The organism is Salibaculum sp., assembly GCF_035270045.1.
GTDB lineage: Bacteria > Pseudomonadota > Alphaproteobacteria > Rhodobacterales > Rhodobacteraceae > Salibaculum.
In genome coordinates, this window is the sequence record NZ_DATFIP010000060.1 from 1 (window position 1) to 16,227 (window position 16,227).

The 16,227-nt window shown below is 64.3% G+C and carries 13 protein-coding genes and 1 tRNA gene; 5 read left to right on the plus strand and 9 right to left on the minus strand.

From position 1 onward, the window contains the following. Positions 1-788 (plus strand): Fic family protein (locus tag VJ897_RS10925; protein ID WP_324055701.1); only part of this gene is annotated, 788 nt, incomplete at its 5' end. A 118-nt stretch (positions 789-906) separates the two neighbouring features. Here the strand turns inward: VJ897_RS10925 and VJ897_RS10930 are convergent. From VJ897_RS10930 to VJ897_RS10960, 7 genes are all read right to left on the minus strand, one after another. Further along, positions 907-983, minus strand: a tRNA-Met gene (locus tag VJ897_RS10930). 905 nt (positions 984-1,888) lie between these two features. Then, positions 1,889-2,581 (minus strand): phosphate regulon transcriptional regulator PhoB, encoded by a 693-nt coding sequence (gene phoB / locus VJ897_RS10935; RefSeq protein WP_324055702.1) that lies wholly within the window; start codon positions 2,579-2,581, stop codon positions 1,889-1,891. Between the two features lie 5 nt (positions 2,582-2,586). Beyond that, complete coding sequence (gene phoU, locus VJ897_RS10940; protein ID WP_324055703.1) at positions 2,587-3,297, minus strand: phosphate signaling complex protein PhoU; 711 nt, start codon at positions 3,295-3,297, stop codon at positions 2,587-2,589. Between the two features lie 4 nt (positions 3,298-3,301). Next, on the minus strand, positions 3,302-4,099 hold the full coding sequence (gene pstB, locus VJ897_RS10945; protein ID WP_324055704.1) for a phosphate ABC transporter ATP-binding protein PstB: 798 nt from the start codon (positions 4,097-4,099) through the stop codon (positions 3,302-3,304). Between the two features lie 14 nt (positions 4,100-4,113). Further along, positions 4,114-5,451: a phosphate ABC transporter permease PstA gene (gene pstA, locus VJ897_RS10950; protein WP_324055705.1), complete on the minus strand. Its 1,338-nt coding sequence runs from the start codon at positions 5,449-5,451 to the stop codon at positions 4,114-4,116. Further along, complete coding sequence (pstC, locus tag VJ897_RS10955; protein ID WP_324055706.1) at positions 5,448-6,920, minus strand: phosphate ABC transporter permease subunit PstC; 1,473 nt, start codon at positions 6,918-6,920, stop codon at positions 5,448-5,450. The genes pstA and pstC overlap by 4 nt, the downstream gene beginning before the upstream one ends. 97 nt (positions 6,921-7,017) lie before the next feature. Next, complete coding sequence (locus VJ897_RS10960; RefSeq protein ID WP_324055707.1) at positions 7,018-8,046, minus strand: PstS family phosphate ABC transporter substrate-binding protein; 1,029 nt, start codon at positions 8,044-8,046, stop codon at positions 7,018-7,020. 320 nt (positions 8,047-8,366) lie between these two features. Here VJ897_RS10960 and argE point away from each other — a divergent pair, with 320 nt between their 5' ends. Next, positions 8,367-9,521, plus strand: coding sequence for an acetylornithine deacetylase (gene argE / locus VJ897_RS10965; protein WP_324055708.1), 1,155 nt, complete (start codon positions 8,367-8,369; stop codon positions 9,519-9,521). A gap of 99 nt (positions 9,522-9,620) precedes the next feature. Here argE and cueR read toward each other — a convergent pair whose 3' ends face one another. Next, positions 9,621-10,007 (minus strand): Cu(I)-responsive transcriptional regulator, encoded by a 387-nt coding sequence (gene cueR / locus VJ897_RS10970; RefSeq protein WP_324055709.1) that lies wholly within the window; start codon positions 10,005-10,007, stop codon positions 9,621-9,623. Further along, a complete protein-coding gene (locus tag VJ897_RS10975) occupies positions 10,004-12,439 on the minus strand; it encodes a heavy metal translocating P-type ATPase (RefSeq protein WP_324055710.1) in 2,436 nt (811 codons plus the stop codon). Before VJ897_RS10975 ends, cueR begins: the two co-directional genes overlap by 4 nt. A 220-nt stretch (positions 12,440-12,659) precedes the next feature. Here VJ897_RS10975 and VJ897_RS10980 point away from each other — a divergent pair, with 220 nt between their 5' ends. The 3 genes from VJ897_RS10980 to VJ897_RS10990 all read left to right on the plus strand — a co-directional run bounded on the left by VJ897_RS10980 (position 12,660) and on the right by VJ897_RS10990 (position 16,224). Next, positions 12,660-14,051, plus strand: a complete 1,392-nt coding sequence (locus VJ897_RS10980; RefSeq protein WP_324055711.1) for an aminotransferase family protein — start codon at positions 12,660-12,662, stop codon at positions 14,049-14,051. Between the two features lie 173 nt (positions 14,052-14,224). Continuing rightward, the gene (locus VJ897_RS10985) at positions 14,225-15,160 is read left to right on the plus strand and encodes a phosphate acyltransferase (RefSeq protein ID WP_324055712.1); all 936 of its coding nucleotides are present in this window, start codon (positions 14,225-14,227) and stop codon (positions 15,158-15,160) included. Then, complete coding sequence (locus tag VJ897_RS10990) at positions 15,160-16,224, plus strand: acetate/propionate family kinase (protein ID WP_324055728.1); 1,065 nt, start codon at positions 15,160-15,162, stop codon at positions 16,222-16,224. The genes VJ897_RS10985 and VJ897_RS10990 overlap by 1 nt, the downstream gene beginning before the upstream one ends. Positions 16,225-16,227 lie beyond the last annotated feature (3 nt).

Here is a 16,227-nt window from a genome sequence, read left to right on the forward strand (position 1 = left end):
CCCAGCATTCGCTAGCCGAGGGGGCTCCGCTTGGCGAACATCTGATCCGCACTGCGCACCAGCAGTTGCTGTCCTTCGGTCGTGGCGCCCGCAAGCGCCCCGGCAGCTACAAGATCGAACAGAACTACATCGGCGACGAGCGGCGCGGGAAAATCTACTATGTCCCGATTGCGCCCGAGCAGCTTGGCCCTGCGATGGTCGAGCTTGTGCGTTACATCAACGAAAGCAATATGCGGCCGCTGATCCGGACGGCCATCGCGCATGTCGAGTTCGAAGCCCTGCACCCGTTCGAAGACGGCAATGGCAGGATCGGTCGCATGCTGATCACCCTGATGCTGTGGAAGCTCGACGTCCTGCATCAGCCGAACTTCTTCGTATCGGGGTATTTCGAAGCCAACAAGGACGCGTACATCGAGCAAATGCGCGCAGTCTCCGCCACCGGTGACTGGACAGGCTGGGTCGCATTTTTCCTAGAGGCCATGCACGCTCAGGCTTCAGTCAACATCCAGACCGCAGATGCAATCTTCGGCCTTCATGGCGAGATGCGGGAACGTTTCCGGGAGGTGCTGAACTCGCAGTTCCATGATCAGGCATTGGATTTCGTGATCGCCAGCCCGATCTTCCGCAATGATCGGTTTGTCGATCGTTCCGGAATACCGGCTTCTTCGGCACGCGCCCTGTCCCGACGCCTCGTGGACGCTGGCCTGCTGCGCACGATAGAGCCAGCCTCGGGGCGTCGAGCCGCGATGTACGCGTTTGATCCGCTGCTTGATCTGCTGAAGGTCTGATGCGCTGGGCGCGCCGTAGGGCGACTCGTAAAACGTTGACATGGCGTTGACATGAAACGAACGCCAAAAAGCCGACTGGTTAAGTCGGGCTCTAAGCGTTTGTATTATTTGGTAATTTTGGTTGCGGGGAGAGGATTTGAACCTCTGACCTTCAGGTTATGAGCCTGACGAGCTACCGGGCTGCTCCACCCCGCGCCAAATCTGATGGTGATCTACGTTCTATGACGCTCGGGCGCAAGGGGGGAGAGCTGTTTTTGTTGGCCAACACGAGCACAAACAGCTGCCGACCCTCCCTCGCGCCACTGGTTGACCATTCGGTGACGTTCCACCGTATAGGCTCTTCGATATAGCTCTGCTCGTACTGGTCGAGGATCATTTCGAGGGGGTGACGGCGTTGCAGGTCCCGAAGACTGGCAGGTCAGACTGCATGTCCCCTGAGCGATGCGATAAGAGCCCGTATTTCGGCGACGTGATGCGAGCCTGCAAAGAGCGTATTTTCCTCCCAAGGGAGGTCGATCGCATTCCGTGCGCGCCCCCGTTGCGATCCATCTTCAGCCAGCCATCGTTGAAGACCGGTGTGGCCGTTTCCCATCGTGTTTTCCTGTAGCGGGTGCCGCGCCAAGTACCTGACCGACGAGAGGTCCGCTTCCAGCCATGGCCGCAACGGATCGTCGATGGGCTTTGACAGATTCCAGCGCATGGCGGTTGTGTTATCTTGTCCGTGCCCCCGGCTGTGTCTGTATCGACCGGGGATAATCCTTGTGAATCTTGCCCGTCCCCGGTGCATGTACCGGTATGGTGATCACGTCCATCTGCGTATGGCGCACCGATTTTGCCGTGGGACTAGTGGTTAGCGTCAGCGGGCTTACAAGGCCGCGCGCGGGCCGTTTGCCACCGTGCTTGCGCGCAGTCTGAGGTTGGTCAAACACGGGTGGCAACGAAAAAGCGTGATGACCAAAAGTGAGCCATGGGGCGCCCTCTGGTTGGGCCCCAGCCCGGAACGATCGTGGGGAGGGTGACTTGACCGGCGTTTGCGGTGCCGGGCATGGCGGGCACGGTCCGGAGCGAAAGCCCGACCCTTCTTGGGATGGTCGGCGCGGTCACCCCAGCGCATAGCCCGCACCACGCACGGTGCGCACCGGATCATCGCCGCCGTGCTGGGTCAGGGCCTTGCGCAACCGGCCGATATGAACGTCGACCGTGCGGGTATCGACATAGATGTCACGGCCCCAGACCCGGTCGAGCAGCTGATCGCGTGACCAGACCCGCCCCGGCTTTTCCATGAAGGTGGTCAACAGCCGGAATTCGGTCGGGCCTAGCTTAAGCAGCCTGTTGGACCGCTTTACGCGGTGCGTCTCTCCATCCAGCTCGATGTCGTCGAAAACAAGGACCTGCCCTACCGTCGCGGGCCGCACGCGCCGCAACTGGGTGCGAACACGCGCCATCAGCTCGGACACGGAATAGGGCTTGACCACGTAGTCATCCGCGCCGGTTTCGAGGCCACGGACCTTGTCCACCTCCTCGGACCGGGCGGACAGCATGATGATGGGCACGCCGCGCGTCTCGGGCCGGGTCTTGAGCTGTCGGCAGACCTCGATTCCGGAAACCGTCGGCAGCATCCAGTCCAGCACGATGACATCCGGGAGATCCTCTTCCACCATCATCAGGGCCTGCTCACCGTCTTCGGCCCTCGTCGTACGGAAGCCTTCGGCTTCGAGATTGTAGGCAAGGACTTCGCGTTGCGCCAGTTCATCCTCGACCACAAGAACGTGTGGCTGCGTGGCAGGGGACATGGGATTTACGTCTCGCCGGAGATGAAGGCCGTCTCGTCGCTTTTGGGGCGGGTGTCATCGGGCATTTCGCCGGTAACCACATAGACCACCTGTTCAGCCATGTTGGTGACGAGATCGCCCATGCGTTCGACGTTCTTCGCGATGAAATGCAGGTGCATGCAAGCCGTGATGTTGCGCGGGTCTTCCATCATGAACGTCAGGAATTCACGAAACAGCGCGTTGTACATCTCGTCGACTTCCTCGTCGCGCTGCCGCACGTCCTCGGCCAGTTCGACATCGCGGCGCACGTAGGCATCCAGCGTGTCCTTGAGCATCCTCTGCACTTCCTTGGACATCCGCTTGAGCGCCTTGTCCGGGCCGCTGATCGGCCGCTGGTCGGCCAGGACCTCGGTGCGCTTGGCCAGGTTGCGCGCATAGTCCCCGATGCGTTCAAGGCTCGCCGCGAGCTTGAGAACGGAAAGCACAACCCGAAGGTCGCTGGACACCGGCGCCCGCAGCGCGATGGTGCGAGCGGTTTCCTCGTTGATGCGTTCCTCGAGTTCATCGATGGCGGCATCGCCCTTGCGCACCTTCTCGGCCAGTTCGATATCGCGCGTGGTGACGGCCTTGGCCCCGTCTAGGATGGCGGCCTCCACGAGTCCGCCCATCTTGACCATCAGGGCCTGGATCGCCTCGAGGTCTCGGTCGAAAGCCGAGGAAATGTGTTCCTGGTTCATGATATCACCCGATCCGCCCGGTGATGTAGCTTTCGGTGCGCTCATCCTCGGGGTTGGTAAAGATTTTCCCGGTCTCGCCGTATTCGACGAGGTGGCCGAGGTGGAAGAAGGCCGTCTTCTGACTGACGCGGGCGGCCTGCTGCATCGAATGCGTCACGATGACGACACTGTAATCGGTGCGCAACTCGTCGATCAGCTCTTCGACCTGACTGGTCGCGATAGGGTCCAGTGCCGAACAGGGTTCGTCCATGAGCAGGACTTCGGGCTCGGTCGCGACCGCGCGCGCGATGCACAAGCGCTGCTGCTGACCGCCGGACAAGCCCGTGCCAGGAGTGTCGAGGCGATCCTTCGCCTCTTCCCAGAGCGCGGCACGGCGCAGCGCGTTCTCGACGATTTCGTCCAGCTCGGCCTTGTTACTGGCCATCCCGTGGATCTTGGGGCCATAGGCCACGTTGTCGTAGATCGACTTGGGGAACGGGTTGGGCTTCTGAAAGACCATCCCGACCTTTGCACGCAGCTGGACCGGGTCCACCCGTTTGTCGTTGATGTCCTCACCGTCCAGGTGGATGTCCCCCTCGACCCGGCAGATGTCGATGGTGTCGTTCATCCGGTTCAAGCAGCGCAGGAAGGTGGACTTGCCACAGCCCGACGGCCCGATGAAGGCGGTCACGGTCTTGTCCTGGATATCGACATTCACGTCCTTGATGGCGTGATTATCGCCGTAATAGACCTGCACCTTGCGGGCGGAAATCTTGATGTCGTCCATGTTCACCGCTCTCTCGATCAGTCGCATATCGTTCATTTGCCCGGTCCTTCTTACCAGCGGCGCTCGAATTTCCGCCGCAGCAGGATGGCGATGATGTTCATCGTCATGAGGAACAGCAGCAGGATGATGATGCCACCCCAGGCCCTTTCGTAAAAGGCCGGGTCCGAGCGCTTGGCCCATTCGTAGATCTGCGCAGGCATGGCCGAGTTGGGATCCATGAACCCAGAGGTCAGCCCCTCGGGCGGGTTGGAGGCAATGAAACCCACCATGCCGATCAGGAGCAGTGGCGCGGTCTCGCCCAGCGCCTGCGCCAGCCCGATGATCGTGCCGGTCAGGATACCGGGCATGGCCAGGGGCAGCACGTGATGGAAGACCGCCTGCATCTTCGAGGCCCCGACGCCCAGCGCCGCGTCGCGGATAGAGGGTGGCACCGACTTGAGCGAGGCGCGGGTCGAGATGACGATTGTCGGCAGCGTCATGAGCGTCAGGGTAAGCCCACCCACCAGCGGCGCCGACTGCGGCAGGTGCATGACCTGAATGAAAGCTGACAGCCCGAGGATGCCGAAGACGATCGAGGGCACCGCCGCCAGGTTCGAGATGTTCACCTCGATCAGGTCGGTCCAGCGATTCTGGGGCGCGAATTCCTCGAGGTAGATTGACGCTGCGATACCGATGGGTAGCGCGCAGGCAAGGACGACAAGCATCATGAAGAACGAGCCCAGCATCGACACACCCATCCCGGCGGCCTCGGGCCGGGTGTCCGAGGCATCGGCGCCAAGGATGAAATCGAGGTTGAATCCACGGTTGACCAGCCCGGCCTCGCGCATCTGGTCGACAAGATCCAAGTGTGCGGCATCCAGGTTCTTGTCGTCGACCAGGGCATCGCGGGTGACACGCCCCTTGAGGTAGCCGTCGACCCGCGACGACGCAAGAAACTCGAACGTCTGTGTGGACCCGACGAGGCCGGGGTTGTCCAGCACACGGTTGCGGAAGTTGGACCCGGCTGACCCCGAAAGCATCCGCAAAAGCGAATCCGGTTCCATGTCGGTCTCGATCCCGGCATCGGCGAGGGCCTTTGCGACCGCGGTGCCGACAAGATCGTTGTACTTTGCCGTCTTCACGATCGAGGCTTCGGCGGCCTCGATCTCGTCCTCGTTCAGGGGAATATCCAGCGTCACCCTGGTCTGCGTGAAGGCCGGGGCTCCGTTGAAAATAATCGAGCCCAGCAGCGCGACCAGGAAAAGCAGGCCGATCAAGATAGCGATGATCCCGTAGGCCTTGAATCGGCCTTCGGCGGCGTTGCGCTTGGCGGTATGCGCGTCAGCCACGAGGATCGAGGATTTCTTGCCCTCGGGCTGCGGCAGGGGCTGTGCGGTCGCGTCGGTCATTCGTACTGCTCCCGGTATTTGCGCACGATGTAGAGGGCCACGACGTTCAGCCCGAGCGTGATGACGAAGAGAGTCATGCCAAGGGCAAAGGCCACCAGGGCCTCGGGCGAGGAAAAATCGCTGTCACCGGTCAGCTGGCTGACAATCTTGGCGGTCACGGTCGTCATTGCCTCGAAAGGGTTGAGCGAGAGTCGCGCGGCTGCCCCAGCCCCCAGCACGACGATCATGGTCTCGCCGATGGCGCGGCTGGCCGCCAGCAGTATCGCGCCCACGACGCCTGGCAGGGCCGCCGGCAGGACCACCTGGCGCACGGTCTCGGCGTGGGTGGCGCCAAGGCCGAGCGACCCGTCCCGCATGGCCTGGGGCACCGAGTTGATGATGTCGTCGGACAGGGAACTGACGAAGGGAATAAGCATGATCCCCATCACCAGGCCGGCCGTCATCACCGCCGTGCCGCCCCGCATCCAACCCACAGTATTGTCGCCGAACACCGTGACCAGCAGGGGCCCGACGGTCAGCAGCGCGAAAAGGCCGTAGACGATGGTCGGAATGCCGGCCAGCACTTCCAGCATTGGCTTGGCGAAGGCGCGTACCCGCGGCGAGGCATATTCGGACAGGTAGATCGCCGAGAGCAGGCCGATCGGTACTGCCACGGCCAAGGCGATCAGCGAAATGTAGAGGGTGCCCCAGAGGAGCGGCACCACGCCCAGCTGACTCGCCCCGCCCCGGCCCGAGAAACTGGGCTGCCAGGTGGTGCCAAAAAAGAAATCCCAAGCCGGGTAGAGACGGAAGAACTCCACCGTGTTGAAGATCAGCGACAGAAAAATGCCGACCGTGGTCAGGACCGCGATCGAGGCCGCGGCGATCAGCAGCATCCGCACCCCCGTCTCGACAAAATTGCGGGCACGAAAGGCGGCCGTGATGCGCCAGATGGCCAGCGCGGTCCCGCCCAGGGCGATAGCCAGCACCACCAGCGTCTTGAACAGATCCCCGGTCGCGGATTGGCCGCGATAGGCCTGGGCAGCGCGCAGCGTCTCCTGCGAGACGTCCGACCCAAGGGCGACGCCAATCTCGCCCAGAAGCGCACGCACTTCGGACAGGTCGGTACCGATGCTGCTTGCTTCTTCGGCGCTCAGCGCGCTCTCGGACACGGCCAGATCCAGCCCGTCGGCAACCCGTCGCACGTCCGACATGGCCAGCCCGAGCGACCCCGTCGACTCGAGCTGGTCCTGCGAGATCATGTCCGAGATCGTGTTCTGAAGGACCAGCGGCTGCGCCAGCGTCCAAAGGCCAAGGACGAGCAGGGCCGGCACCAGACCGGACAGCGCCGCTGACATGCCGTAAAAATTGGGAAGTGAATGCAGGTTCCGGATACGTCCGCCGGCGGACGACATGGCGCGGCGGCGTCCGATCAAATAGCCCGCCACGCCGATGGCGATGGCCAGCAGGGCAATCCAGATGGTGGGCATGGCAGCGTCCCCAGTTGAATGGTCGGGTTTCAGGTACGCCCCCCGCGGGCGGATTGGAAGGGCGCCGCCTTGGCGCCCTTCCAGACAGGAACAGTGTTTACTGCATGGTCACTTCATTTGCGATCATTTCCTGGGTCTGGTCCAGCTCCGGATCGGGGACCAGGCCGTAGTTCGCCAGCGGGCCGCCGGGGCCAGCGACTTCGTCAGCCATGAAGAACTGGGCAAAGTCCTTCAGGCCCGGGATCACACCGATGTGGGCTGCCTTGACGTAGAAGTACAGCGGACGCGACACTGGGTATTCGCCGGTCGAAATGGTCTCGGTCGAGGGGGCAACCCCGCCCATGGTGGCAACCTTCAGAACGTTGGTATTGTTCTCGTAGAAGGCCAGGCCGAAGACGCCGATACCGTTGGCGTTCGAGTCGACGCGGGCCAGGGTCTCGGTGTAGTCACCGTCGATGTCGACGGAGGCGCCGTCGGCACGCACGTTCATGCAGGCCTGTTCGACACCATCCTCGTCCATGCCCATCTCTTCCAGAGCGGCCATGGCACCCGTGTCTTCGCAGCCCTGCAGCAGGACCTTTTCCTCGAAGACTTCACGGGTGCCGTGCTTGGTGCCCGGGATGAAGGCCAGGATTTCCTCGGCCGGCAGATCGGCGTTCACGTCGTCCCAGGTGGTGTGGGGGTTGGCGACCATCTCGCCGTCCATGGGGATCTCGGCGGCCAGGGCCTGGTACCAGTCAGAGGGCTGAAATTCTGTGTAGGCCGGGCCGTCTTTCTGGCTGGCGAAGACAATGCCGTCGTAACCGATGCGAACTTCCATGATGTCAGTCACGCCGTTTGCCGCACATTCCTCGATCTCGCCGGCACGGATGGCACGCGAGGCATTGGCCACGTCAATGGTGTTTTCGCCAACGCCCTCGCAGAAGCGGGCCAGGCCAGCGGAGGAGCCGCCGGATTCGACGACGGGGGTCGGGTAGTCGGTGTTTTCACCGAACAATTCGGCGACGATCGAGGCGTATGGCAGAACGGTGGAGGAGCCGGCAACCTGCACGTTGTCACGGGCAGAGGCAGCGGAAGCAACAGCGGTGATCGCCAGAGCAGAGGCGGTCAGTTTTGCAAGCGTCATGGGAAACTCCTGATATTGTCTTGCAGACGGTCAGCCGCGAGCCGACTGACCTTGTCTGCGGGGCTACGGGTGACTGATGATGTTTATGCAACAGATATATGACGGTTTTGTAACAAGCCCCGGACCAAGCGGCGGCACGGACAATTCAGCGCGCGACTGGCGTGTAATTCCGACGGCCGGACTTCGCACCTTCTACCTTGGATTGTTGTCCAGGGCGGCCGTGAACCCGGTTACGGCAGCGGGTATCGCCTGCAGCGCGAATCGTCGCCCGCGCGCAACCGGGATTGACGCGCCGCGCGCCTCGGTCCATCGCTTTGTGTATGACTGATCTGACCACCTGCATCGACGAGCTGCGCACGCTTGTTGGGTTCCCGACCGTCTCGGCGGACAGCAACCTCGGGCTCATCCATCATATTGCCGGCGTGCTGGAACACCACGGCGCCCGGGTCGAGGTGCAGCACGATCCCAGCGGGCAGAAGGCCAATGTCCTGGCCACCTTCGGGCCCGACCGTGACGGCGGCATCGTTCTGTCGGGGCATACCGATGTCGTTCCCGTGGCCGACCAGCCCTGGAGCAGCGACCCTTTCGAGCTGACCGAGGCCGAGGGCAGGCTCCATGGCCGCGGCACATGCGACATGAAGGGTTTCATCGCAGCCTGCATCGCGCTGGCGCCAAGGTTCGCAGAGGCAGCGACGACCCGCCCTCTGCACATGGCATTTACCTATGACGAGGAAGTGGGCTGCCTCGGCGGGCAGGCGCTGGTCGATCACTTGCGCGAAAAGGGCCTGCGCCCGGCCATGGCGATTATCGGCGAACCGACCGAGATGCGCGTGATCGAAGGGCACAAGGGCTGCTATGAATACACTACCCGGTTCACCGGGCTTGAAGGGCACGGCTCGTCGCCCGATCTGGGTGTAAATGCAGTGGATTACGCGGTGCGCTATGTTACTCGCCTGATCGAACTGTCCGATCGGCTGCGCGACCGGGCACCGGAAGGATCACAGTTCGAACCGCCCTGGAGCACGATCAACACCGGCGCGCTGCATGGTGGTATCGCGCACAACGTCATTCCGGGCACCGCCGAGGTGGAATGGGAGATGCGCCCGGTGCAGAAATCGGATGCCGATTTCGTGAAATCGGACCTTGCCGCCTATGTGGCTGAAACGCTGCTGCCCGCGATGCGGCAGGTGGATGCGCGCGCCCGCATCGAGACGGAGACCATTGCCGAGGTGGACGGGTTGGAGCCCATGGACGACAACGCCGCGCGCGATCTTTGCATGGAACTGACCCGGGCCAATGGCTGCGGGTTGGTGCCATTCGGAACCGAAGCGGGTCTTTTCCAGAAACTGGGCACGTCCGCTGTTGTCTGTGGGCCGGGGTCCATCGCCCAGGCACACAAGCCCGATGAGTTCGTGGCGGTGGACCAGATCGAGGCCTGCCTTGCAATGCTGACCAAATTGACGCGCAAGTTGTAAATCTTGGTGGGGCGCCGCCACTGTCACGCAATCGCGTCGCCCAGCGATATTCTTGACCCGTCGAAGCGGGCGGGCCATACCGTCGGCTCGGCCCACACTTCAGCCGGCCTCCAGCCTTTTCAGGATCGGGCAATCCGGGCGGTCATCGCCGTGGCAGGCGCTGACGAGGTCTGACAGGGTTGCGCGCATTTCTTCCAGTCCGGCGATCTTTTCCTCGATCTCGGCCAGATGGGCCGTAGCGATGGCGCGGACATCGCCACTGGCACGCTCGCGGTCCTCCCACAGGGCCAGAAGCCCGCGGCAATCCTCGATCGAAAAGCCAAGGCCGCGGGCACGGGCCAGGAAGGCCAGTTTGTGGAGGTGGGTCCGCTCGAAGCTGCGATAGCCGTTCTCGGCACGGTCGGGCGTCACCAGGCCAATGTCCTCATAATAACGGATGGTCTTGGCGGGCAAGCCGGTACGGGTGGCGACCTCCTTGATGTTCATTGCAAGGCCTCCGTTTTCACCCGGCGCAGGCGCAGGGCGTTGGTGACAACCAGCACCGAGGACAGCGCCATGGCCCCGGCGGCGAGTTGCGGCGACAGCAACGGCCCGCCGAAGATGTAGAGCAGGCCCGCCGCCACGGGTATCAAGGCCACGTTGTAGCCGAAGGCCCACCCGAGGTTCTGCCAGATGTTGCGCAGGGTGCGACGGCTGATCTCCACCGCCTCGGCCACGCCGCCGGGGTTGCCCGAGACAAGCACCACGTCGGCGCTTTCCACGGCGACATCGGTGCCAGAGCCCATCGCGATACCGATATCGGCGGCGGCCAGCGCGGGCGCGTCGTTGATGCCGTCACCGACGAAAGCCAGCTTGCGGCCCCCCTCTTGCAAGGCACGCACCGCGTCGACCTTGCCGTCGGGCAGGACTCCGGCCACCACGTGATCGATTCCCAGCTCCGCCGCGATGGCACGGGCGGCCGGTTCGCTGTCGCCCGAGACCAGGGCGGTCTGCACGCCGCGCGCGTGCAAGGCGGCTACGGTGGCCTTCGCGGTGGATTTCAGCGTGTCGGCCAGGCCCAACACCCCCGCGGGCAGGCCGTCGATGGCGACCATGACGACGGTGCGGCCCTGGTCGGCCAGTGCATCGGCCCGGGTGGTGAGCCCCGCTGCATCGACTCCGGCCTCCTTCATCATGCGGGCGTTGCCGATGGCGACCGACCGGCCATTCACGATTCCTGACAGGCCGTGTCCCGGCACCGCCTGGACGTCACTGGCCCGCGGCAGATCCAGCCCCCTTGCCTTGGCCTCGGCCACGATGGCCCCGGCTAGCGGGTGATCCGACGCCGCCTCGACTGCGGCGACGGTGGACAGGAAGGCGCCTTCACCCTTCTTGCAGTCAATATCCGTGACCCGTGGTTTTCCCTCGGTCAGGGTGCCGGTCTTGTCGAAGGCAACAACATCCACCGATTGCAGGGATTGCAGCGCGTCGCCACGGCGAAACAAGACGCCCAGGTCGGCAGCGCGCCCGGTGCCGACCATGATCGACATTGGCGTCGCCAGCCCCATGGCGCAGGGGCAGGCAATGATCAGCACGGACACGCCCGAAACCAGCGCGAAGGGCAAAGCCGGTTCAGGCCCGAAGACCAGCCAGAGGGCAATGGTCATGAGCGCCACGCCCATGACGGCGGGCACGAACCATGCCGTGATGCGGTTGACGAGGTCCTGAACCGGCAAGCGGCTGCCCTGTGCCTCTTCGACCATCTCGATGATACGGGACAGCATCGTGTCCGCGCCGACGGCTGTGGCACGCATCACCAGCGCGCCGTTGCCGTTGACGGTGCCCGCGACCAACTCGGTGCCTTCAGTCTTTTCGACCGCGACAGGTTCGCCGGTCACCATGCTTTCGTCCACAAAGCTGCTGCCCTCGCGCACGACCCCGTCGACCGGCACACGGTCACCGGCACGCAGATGCACCCGGTCGCCGCGTTGGATGTCATCGACGGGAAGGTCGAGCACATCGCCGTCGCGTTCGACCCGAGCGGTATCAGGGCGCAGGCCCACAAGCCGCTTGATCGCGGCCCCGGTACGGCCCTTGGCCCGCGCCTCCAGCCAACGCCCCAGGAGGATGAGCGTCACGATCACCGCGGCGGCTTCGAAGTAGACGGCCACAGTGCCGTCGGGCAGCCATTGGGGCCGGAAGGTGGCAAGGCTTGAATAGGCCCAGGCCGCGCCCGCCCCGATGGCTACCAACGAGTTCATGTCCGGCGCGCGCCGCATGAGCGCGGGAAACCCCTTGGCAAAGAACATACGCCCCGGCACGGCCAGCACCAGCGTGGCCAAGGCGAACTGGATCATCCAGCTGGCCTGCATCCCGATCGTGGTGGCAATGACGTCGTGCAAGGCGGGCACGGCGTGCCCGCCCATTTCGACCAGGAAGATCGGCAGGGTCAGGACCGCCGACAAAAGGAAGGACCGCCGCAGGTGCTGGATCTCGGTGCCGACGGTGTCGTCCGCGGTGGTGCCCGTCTGCACGGGCCGCGCCTCGTAGCCAACCGCCTTGACCGCTTCGATCAGTGGTCCGGTGTTCTTGTCCAGTGTCCTGACCGAGGCCACGCCGTCGGCGAGGTTCACGGTTACCTCGGTGACCCCTGGCACCTGTTCCAGAGCGGACTCGACCCGCGCCACGCAGGAGGCGCAGGTCATGCCCGCGATCTCCAGACGCTGGCGGTGCGGCACCGCCGGGTAACCGGCAGCGTTCAATGCACTGCTGATGGTGCGGGCATCCGCGCCTTCCAGTGCCACCCGCGCCGACTTTGTGGCCAGGTTGATCTCGGCCCCCGTCACCCCGGAGACCGAGGTGATGGCCTTCTCGGCCCGACCTACGCAGCCAGCGCAGCTGAGCCCGTCGATCTCGAAATCCAGTCGTTGAACGGTCATGGTAGTCCCCTTTCACGGGCGACATAAGGGTTCCAGTAATGGGAAGGTCAAGACCCATCCGTCCAGATTCGCGCGAAAAGCACCACCATTGCGGCGCAACAGACGCCCGGGCGCGACGGGATCACCTTGACCCGCCCCCGCGCCCTGCGCAGATTACCGGTCAGGCTTCGCCCCGAACCGCCACGGGATGGCCGCGCAAAAACCGGAAAGGCAACAGATCATGGATGGTACGCTCAGTCCCAACGACATTTCTCGGGTGGTCGAGGCCGACCGCGCCAATGTCTGGCACCATCTGGTCCAGCACAAGCCGTTCGAAACCGGTGAGCCGCGCATCATCATAGAGGGCCGCGGCATGCGCGTCTGGGACCAGAAGGGCAAGGAACACCTTGACGCCGTCTCGGGCGGGGTCTGGACGGTGAACGTGGGCTATGGCCGCGAAAGGATAGCCAATGCCGTGCGCGACCAGCTGATCCAGTTGCCCTATTTCGCGGGCGCTGCCGGGTCGGTGCCCGGCGCACTGTTCGCCGAACGCCTGATCGAGAAGATGCCGGGGTTGTCCCGCGTCTACTACACGAATTCGGGGTCCGAGGCGAACGAGAAGGCCTTCAAGATGGTGCGCCAGATCGCTCACAAGCGCCATGGCGGGCGCAAGCACAAGATCCTCTATCGCGACCGCGATTACCACGGCACCACCATCGCCTGCCTGTCGGCCGGGGGACAGGACGAACGCAACGCACAATACGGCCCCTTCACAGCCGGCTTCGTGCGCGTCCCGCATTGCCTGGAATATCGCAAGCACGAACAGGACGGCGCCCCGGCTGACAACTACGGCGAATGGGCCGCCGACCAGATCGAAGAGGTCATCTTGCGCGAAGGCCCCGACACCATTGGTGCGCTCTGCCTCGAACCGGTGACCGCCGGGGGCGGCGTGATCGTCCCGCCCGAGGGTTACTGGCAGCGCGTGCAGGAGATCTGCCGCAGATACGATATCCTGCTGCATATCGACGAGGTGGTTTGCGGCGTGGGCCGCACCGGCACCTGGTTCGGCTACCAGCATTACGGGATCGAACCCGACTTCGTGACAATGGCCAAGGGCGTGGCCTCCGGCTACGCCGCCATCGCCTGCTGCGTAACCTCGGAACGGGTCTTCGAGATGTTCAAGGACGATGCCGAGGACCCGATGAATTATTTCCGCGACATCTCGACCTTCGGCGGTTGCACCGCAGGCCCGGCTGCGGCGATGGAGAACATGGCCATCATCGAGGACGAGGCCCTGTTGGAGAACACCACCGCGATGGGCGACTACATGCTGGACGAGTTGCACGCCCTGTCCGAGCGGCACGCCGTCATCGGCGACGTGCGCGGCAAGGGGCTGTTCCTGGGCGCGGAGCTGGTGGCCGACCGCGAAAGCCGCACGCCGGTGGACGAGAGGCGGGCGGCGCAGGTCGTGGCCGATTGCAACGCGCAAGGGGTGATCATCGGGGCCACCAACCGTTCGGTCCCGGGGCGCAACAACACGCTGTGCTTTTCGCCCGCACTGATTGCGACGCGCGACGATATCGACCGGATCGTCGCGGCCACCGATGCCGCGCTGACCCGGGTCTTCGGATGAGCGGCCAGCGTCATCACAGTGCAAGTCACCGCCCGCTTGCCGAACGTTTCGCCGCTTGCGCGCGTCACCCCGGCGGAATACCGCATGATGCCCTGCGAACCATGACCCCTGTCATTGACCAATGATCCGGCCGGGCAAGGATAGCGCTTGGTACATTTCACGACGGAGCCGCGATGACGGACCCTTACCCCTTCCTGTCCAGAACCCTGCCGCATACGCCGCAGCATCTGCTGGATCAGGCCCATAGCCTCCCGTGCCCTCGCGTGGCGCTGGTCAACGCCGGGGCGGCCCACCCACTTGACGGTATACGCGAAGCCGCCCAGGCTGGGCTGGCCGAGCCGGTCCTGATCGGCGATCGACCCAAGATCGAGGCCGCCGCCGCGCAGATCGGCTACGATATCGGCGGGATGCGCCTGATCCACGCGCCCCATGCCGAGGCCAGCACCAAGGCCGCGGAACTGGCGCGCAACGGCGAGGTCGATGCCATCATGAAGGGACAGGTCCATACCTCGACCTTCCTCAAGGGCCTTCTGCCATCCTCGGCCGGGCTGCGCGAAAAGGGCAGCCGGTGCGGGCATGTCTTCCACATCACCGCACCGGACAGCGATCGGCCGCTGCTGCTGACCGATGCGGCGCTGAACGTGGACCCGGACGTGGAAACGCGTCAGGCCTGCCTGTCGCTGGCGGTGCAATTGTCGGAGCTTCTGGGCGTCGACAGGCCCCGTGCGGCCCTTCTGGCGCCGACCGAGGACCCGATCCCTTCGGTGCAGAACACCATGGAAAGCGCCGCCATCGCCACCTGGGCACGGGATCACCTGCCCGATGCGGATGTAGCCGGACCCATGGCGATGGACCTGATCCTCTCGAAGGAAGCCGCCCGGATCAAGGGCTATGACAGCCCCGTCGCGGGTGACGCGGATATCATCGTGACCCCGAACATCACCACCGGCAACGCCATCTTCAAGCTGATGGTACTGGGCATGGGCTGTTGCGCGGGCGGGCTGGTGATGGGGGCCAAGGTTCCGATCCTGCTGACCTCGCGTAGCCAGGCCGCGCCCGCCCGGCTGGCTTCGGCGGCGCTGGGCATGATCGTGGCCGCGGCCCAGTGATGCTGCTCGTTCTCAATACCGGGTCGTCGTCGATCAGGCTGTCGCTCTTTCGCGCCGACCTGACGGAGGCGCTGCAAGGCGCCGTGACCGGCATCGGCGGTCCGGCGAAACTCTCTCTCGGTGGGGCGGAAAGGGAACTGCATATCGCGTCACATGCGGAGGGAATCGCTGCCATCCTGAACGCGCTTCAGACTCATGGGATTCCCATGGACGAAATCACCGCCGCCGCCCATCGTGTCGTCCATGGCGGCACGGCATTGACCGGGCCGACCCGCCTGGACAAGAACGCCCTCGCCGCGATCGAGGCCAATGTGCAGTTGGCCCCGCTGCACAACCCACCGGCGCTGGCCGGTATCCGCGCCGTCGCGGACGCCCTGCCGGGCCTGCCGCAATACGCCAGTTTCGACACGGCCTTTCACGCGGGCCAGCCGGACCTTGCTACAACCTATGCCATACCGGAGACCTGGCGCGCCAAGGGGCTGCGCCGCTACGGGTTCCACGGGCTGTCTTATGCGGGCATGGTCGTGCAGTTCGGCAAGGACCTGCCCGACCGCCTGCTGGCGCTGCATCTGGGCGCGGGTGTCAGCCTTTGTGCCATCCGCAACGGACGCTCGGTCGCAACCTCCATGGGCTATTCGCCGCTCTCCGGCCCCACAATGGCCACACGATCGGGCGATATCGACGGCATGGCCGTGCTGCGGCTTGCAGAGGAAATCGGGATCGAGGCGGCCGGCCATCTGCTCAACAAGGACAGCGGGCTTTTGGCGCTTGGTGGCACGTCCGACATGCGCGGGCTTCTAGCGCATGAATCCGCGGCCGCGCGCTTTGCCGTCGATCATTTCGTCTGGTCCACCACCCACCAGGCCGGCGCCCTGATCGCCGACATGGGCGGGGTTGACGCGGTGGCCTTCACCGGCGGGATCGGCGAGAACTCCGCCGACATCCGTCAGCGGATCATGGACCGCCTGGCCTGGCTGGGGCCCCTGCCCGTTCATGTCATCGCGGCGGAGGAAGAACGTCAGATCGCCCGCGACGCGCTGGCCGTGATGGGCAAGGCAGGCTGAAAT

What these genes read in the sequence shown, in the direction of transcription:
- phoB (WP_324055702.1), bottom strand. Translation starts at nt 2,581, where the DNA reads ATGTCCCCTGCCACGCAGCCACACGTTCTTGTGGTCGAGGATGAACTG.
- phoU (WP_324055703.1), bottom strand. Translation starts at nt 3,297, where the DNA reads ATGAACCAGGAACACATTTCCTCGGCTTTCGACCGAGACCTCGAGGCG.
- pstB (WP_324055704.1), bottom strand. Translation starts at nt 4,099, where the DNA reads ATGAACGATATGCGACTGATCGAGAGAGCGGTGAACATGGACGACATC.
- pstA (WP_324055705.1), bottom strand. Translation starts at nt 5,451, where the DNA reads ATGACCGACGCGACCGCACAGCCCCTGCCGCAGCCCGAGGGCAAGAAA.
- pstC (WP_324055706.1), bottom strand. Translation starts at nt 6,920, where the DNA reads ATGCCCACCATCTGGATTGCCCTGCTGGCCATCGCCATCGGCGTGGCG.
- VJ897_RS10960 (WP_324055707.1), bottom strand. Translation starts at nt 8,046, where the DNA reads ATGACGCTTGCAAAACTGACCGCCTCTGCTCTGGCGATCACCGCTGTT.
- argE (WP_324055708.1), top strand. Translation starts at nt 8,367, where the DNA reads ATGACTGATCTGACCACCTGCATCGACGAGCTGCGCACGCTTGTTGGG.
- cueR (WP_324055709.1), bottom strand. Translation starts at nt 10,007, where the DNA reads ATGAACATCAAGGAGGTCGCCACCCGTACCGGCTTGCCCGCCAAGACC.
- VJ897_RS10975 (WP_324055710.1), bottom strand. Translation starts at nt 12,439, where the DNA reads ATGACCGTTCAACGACTGGATTTCGAGATCGACGGGCTCAGCTGCGCT.
- VJ897_RS10980 (WP_324055711.1), top strand. Translation starts at nt 12,660, where the DNA reads ATGGATGGTACGCTCAGTCCCAACGACATTTCTCGGGTGGTCGAGGCC.
- VJ897_RS10985 (WP_324055712.1), top strand. Translation starts at nt 14,225, where the DNA reads ATGACGGACCCTTACCCCTTCCTGTCCAGAACCCTGCCGCATACGCCG.
- VJ897_RS10990 (WP_324055728.1), top strand. Translation starts at nt 15,160, where the DNA reads ATGCTGCTCGTTCTCAATACCGGGTCGTCGTCGATCAGGCTGTCGCTC.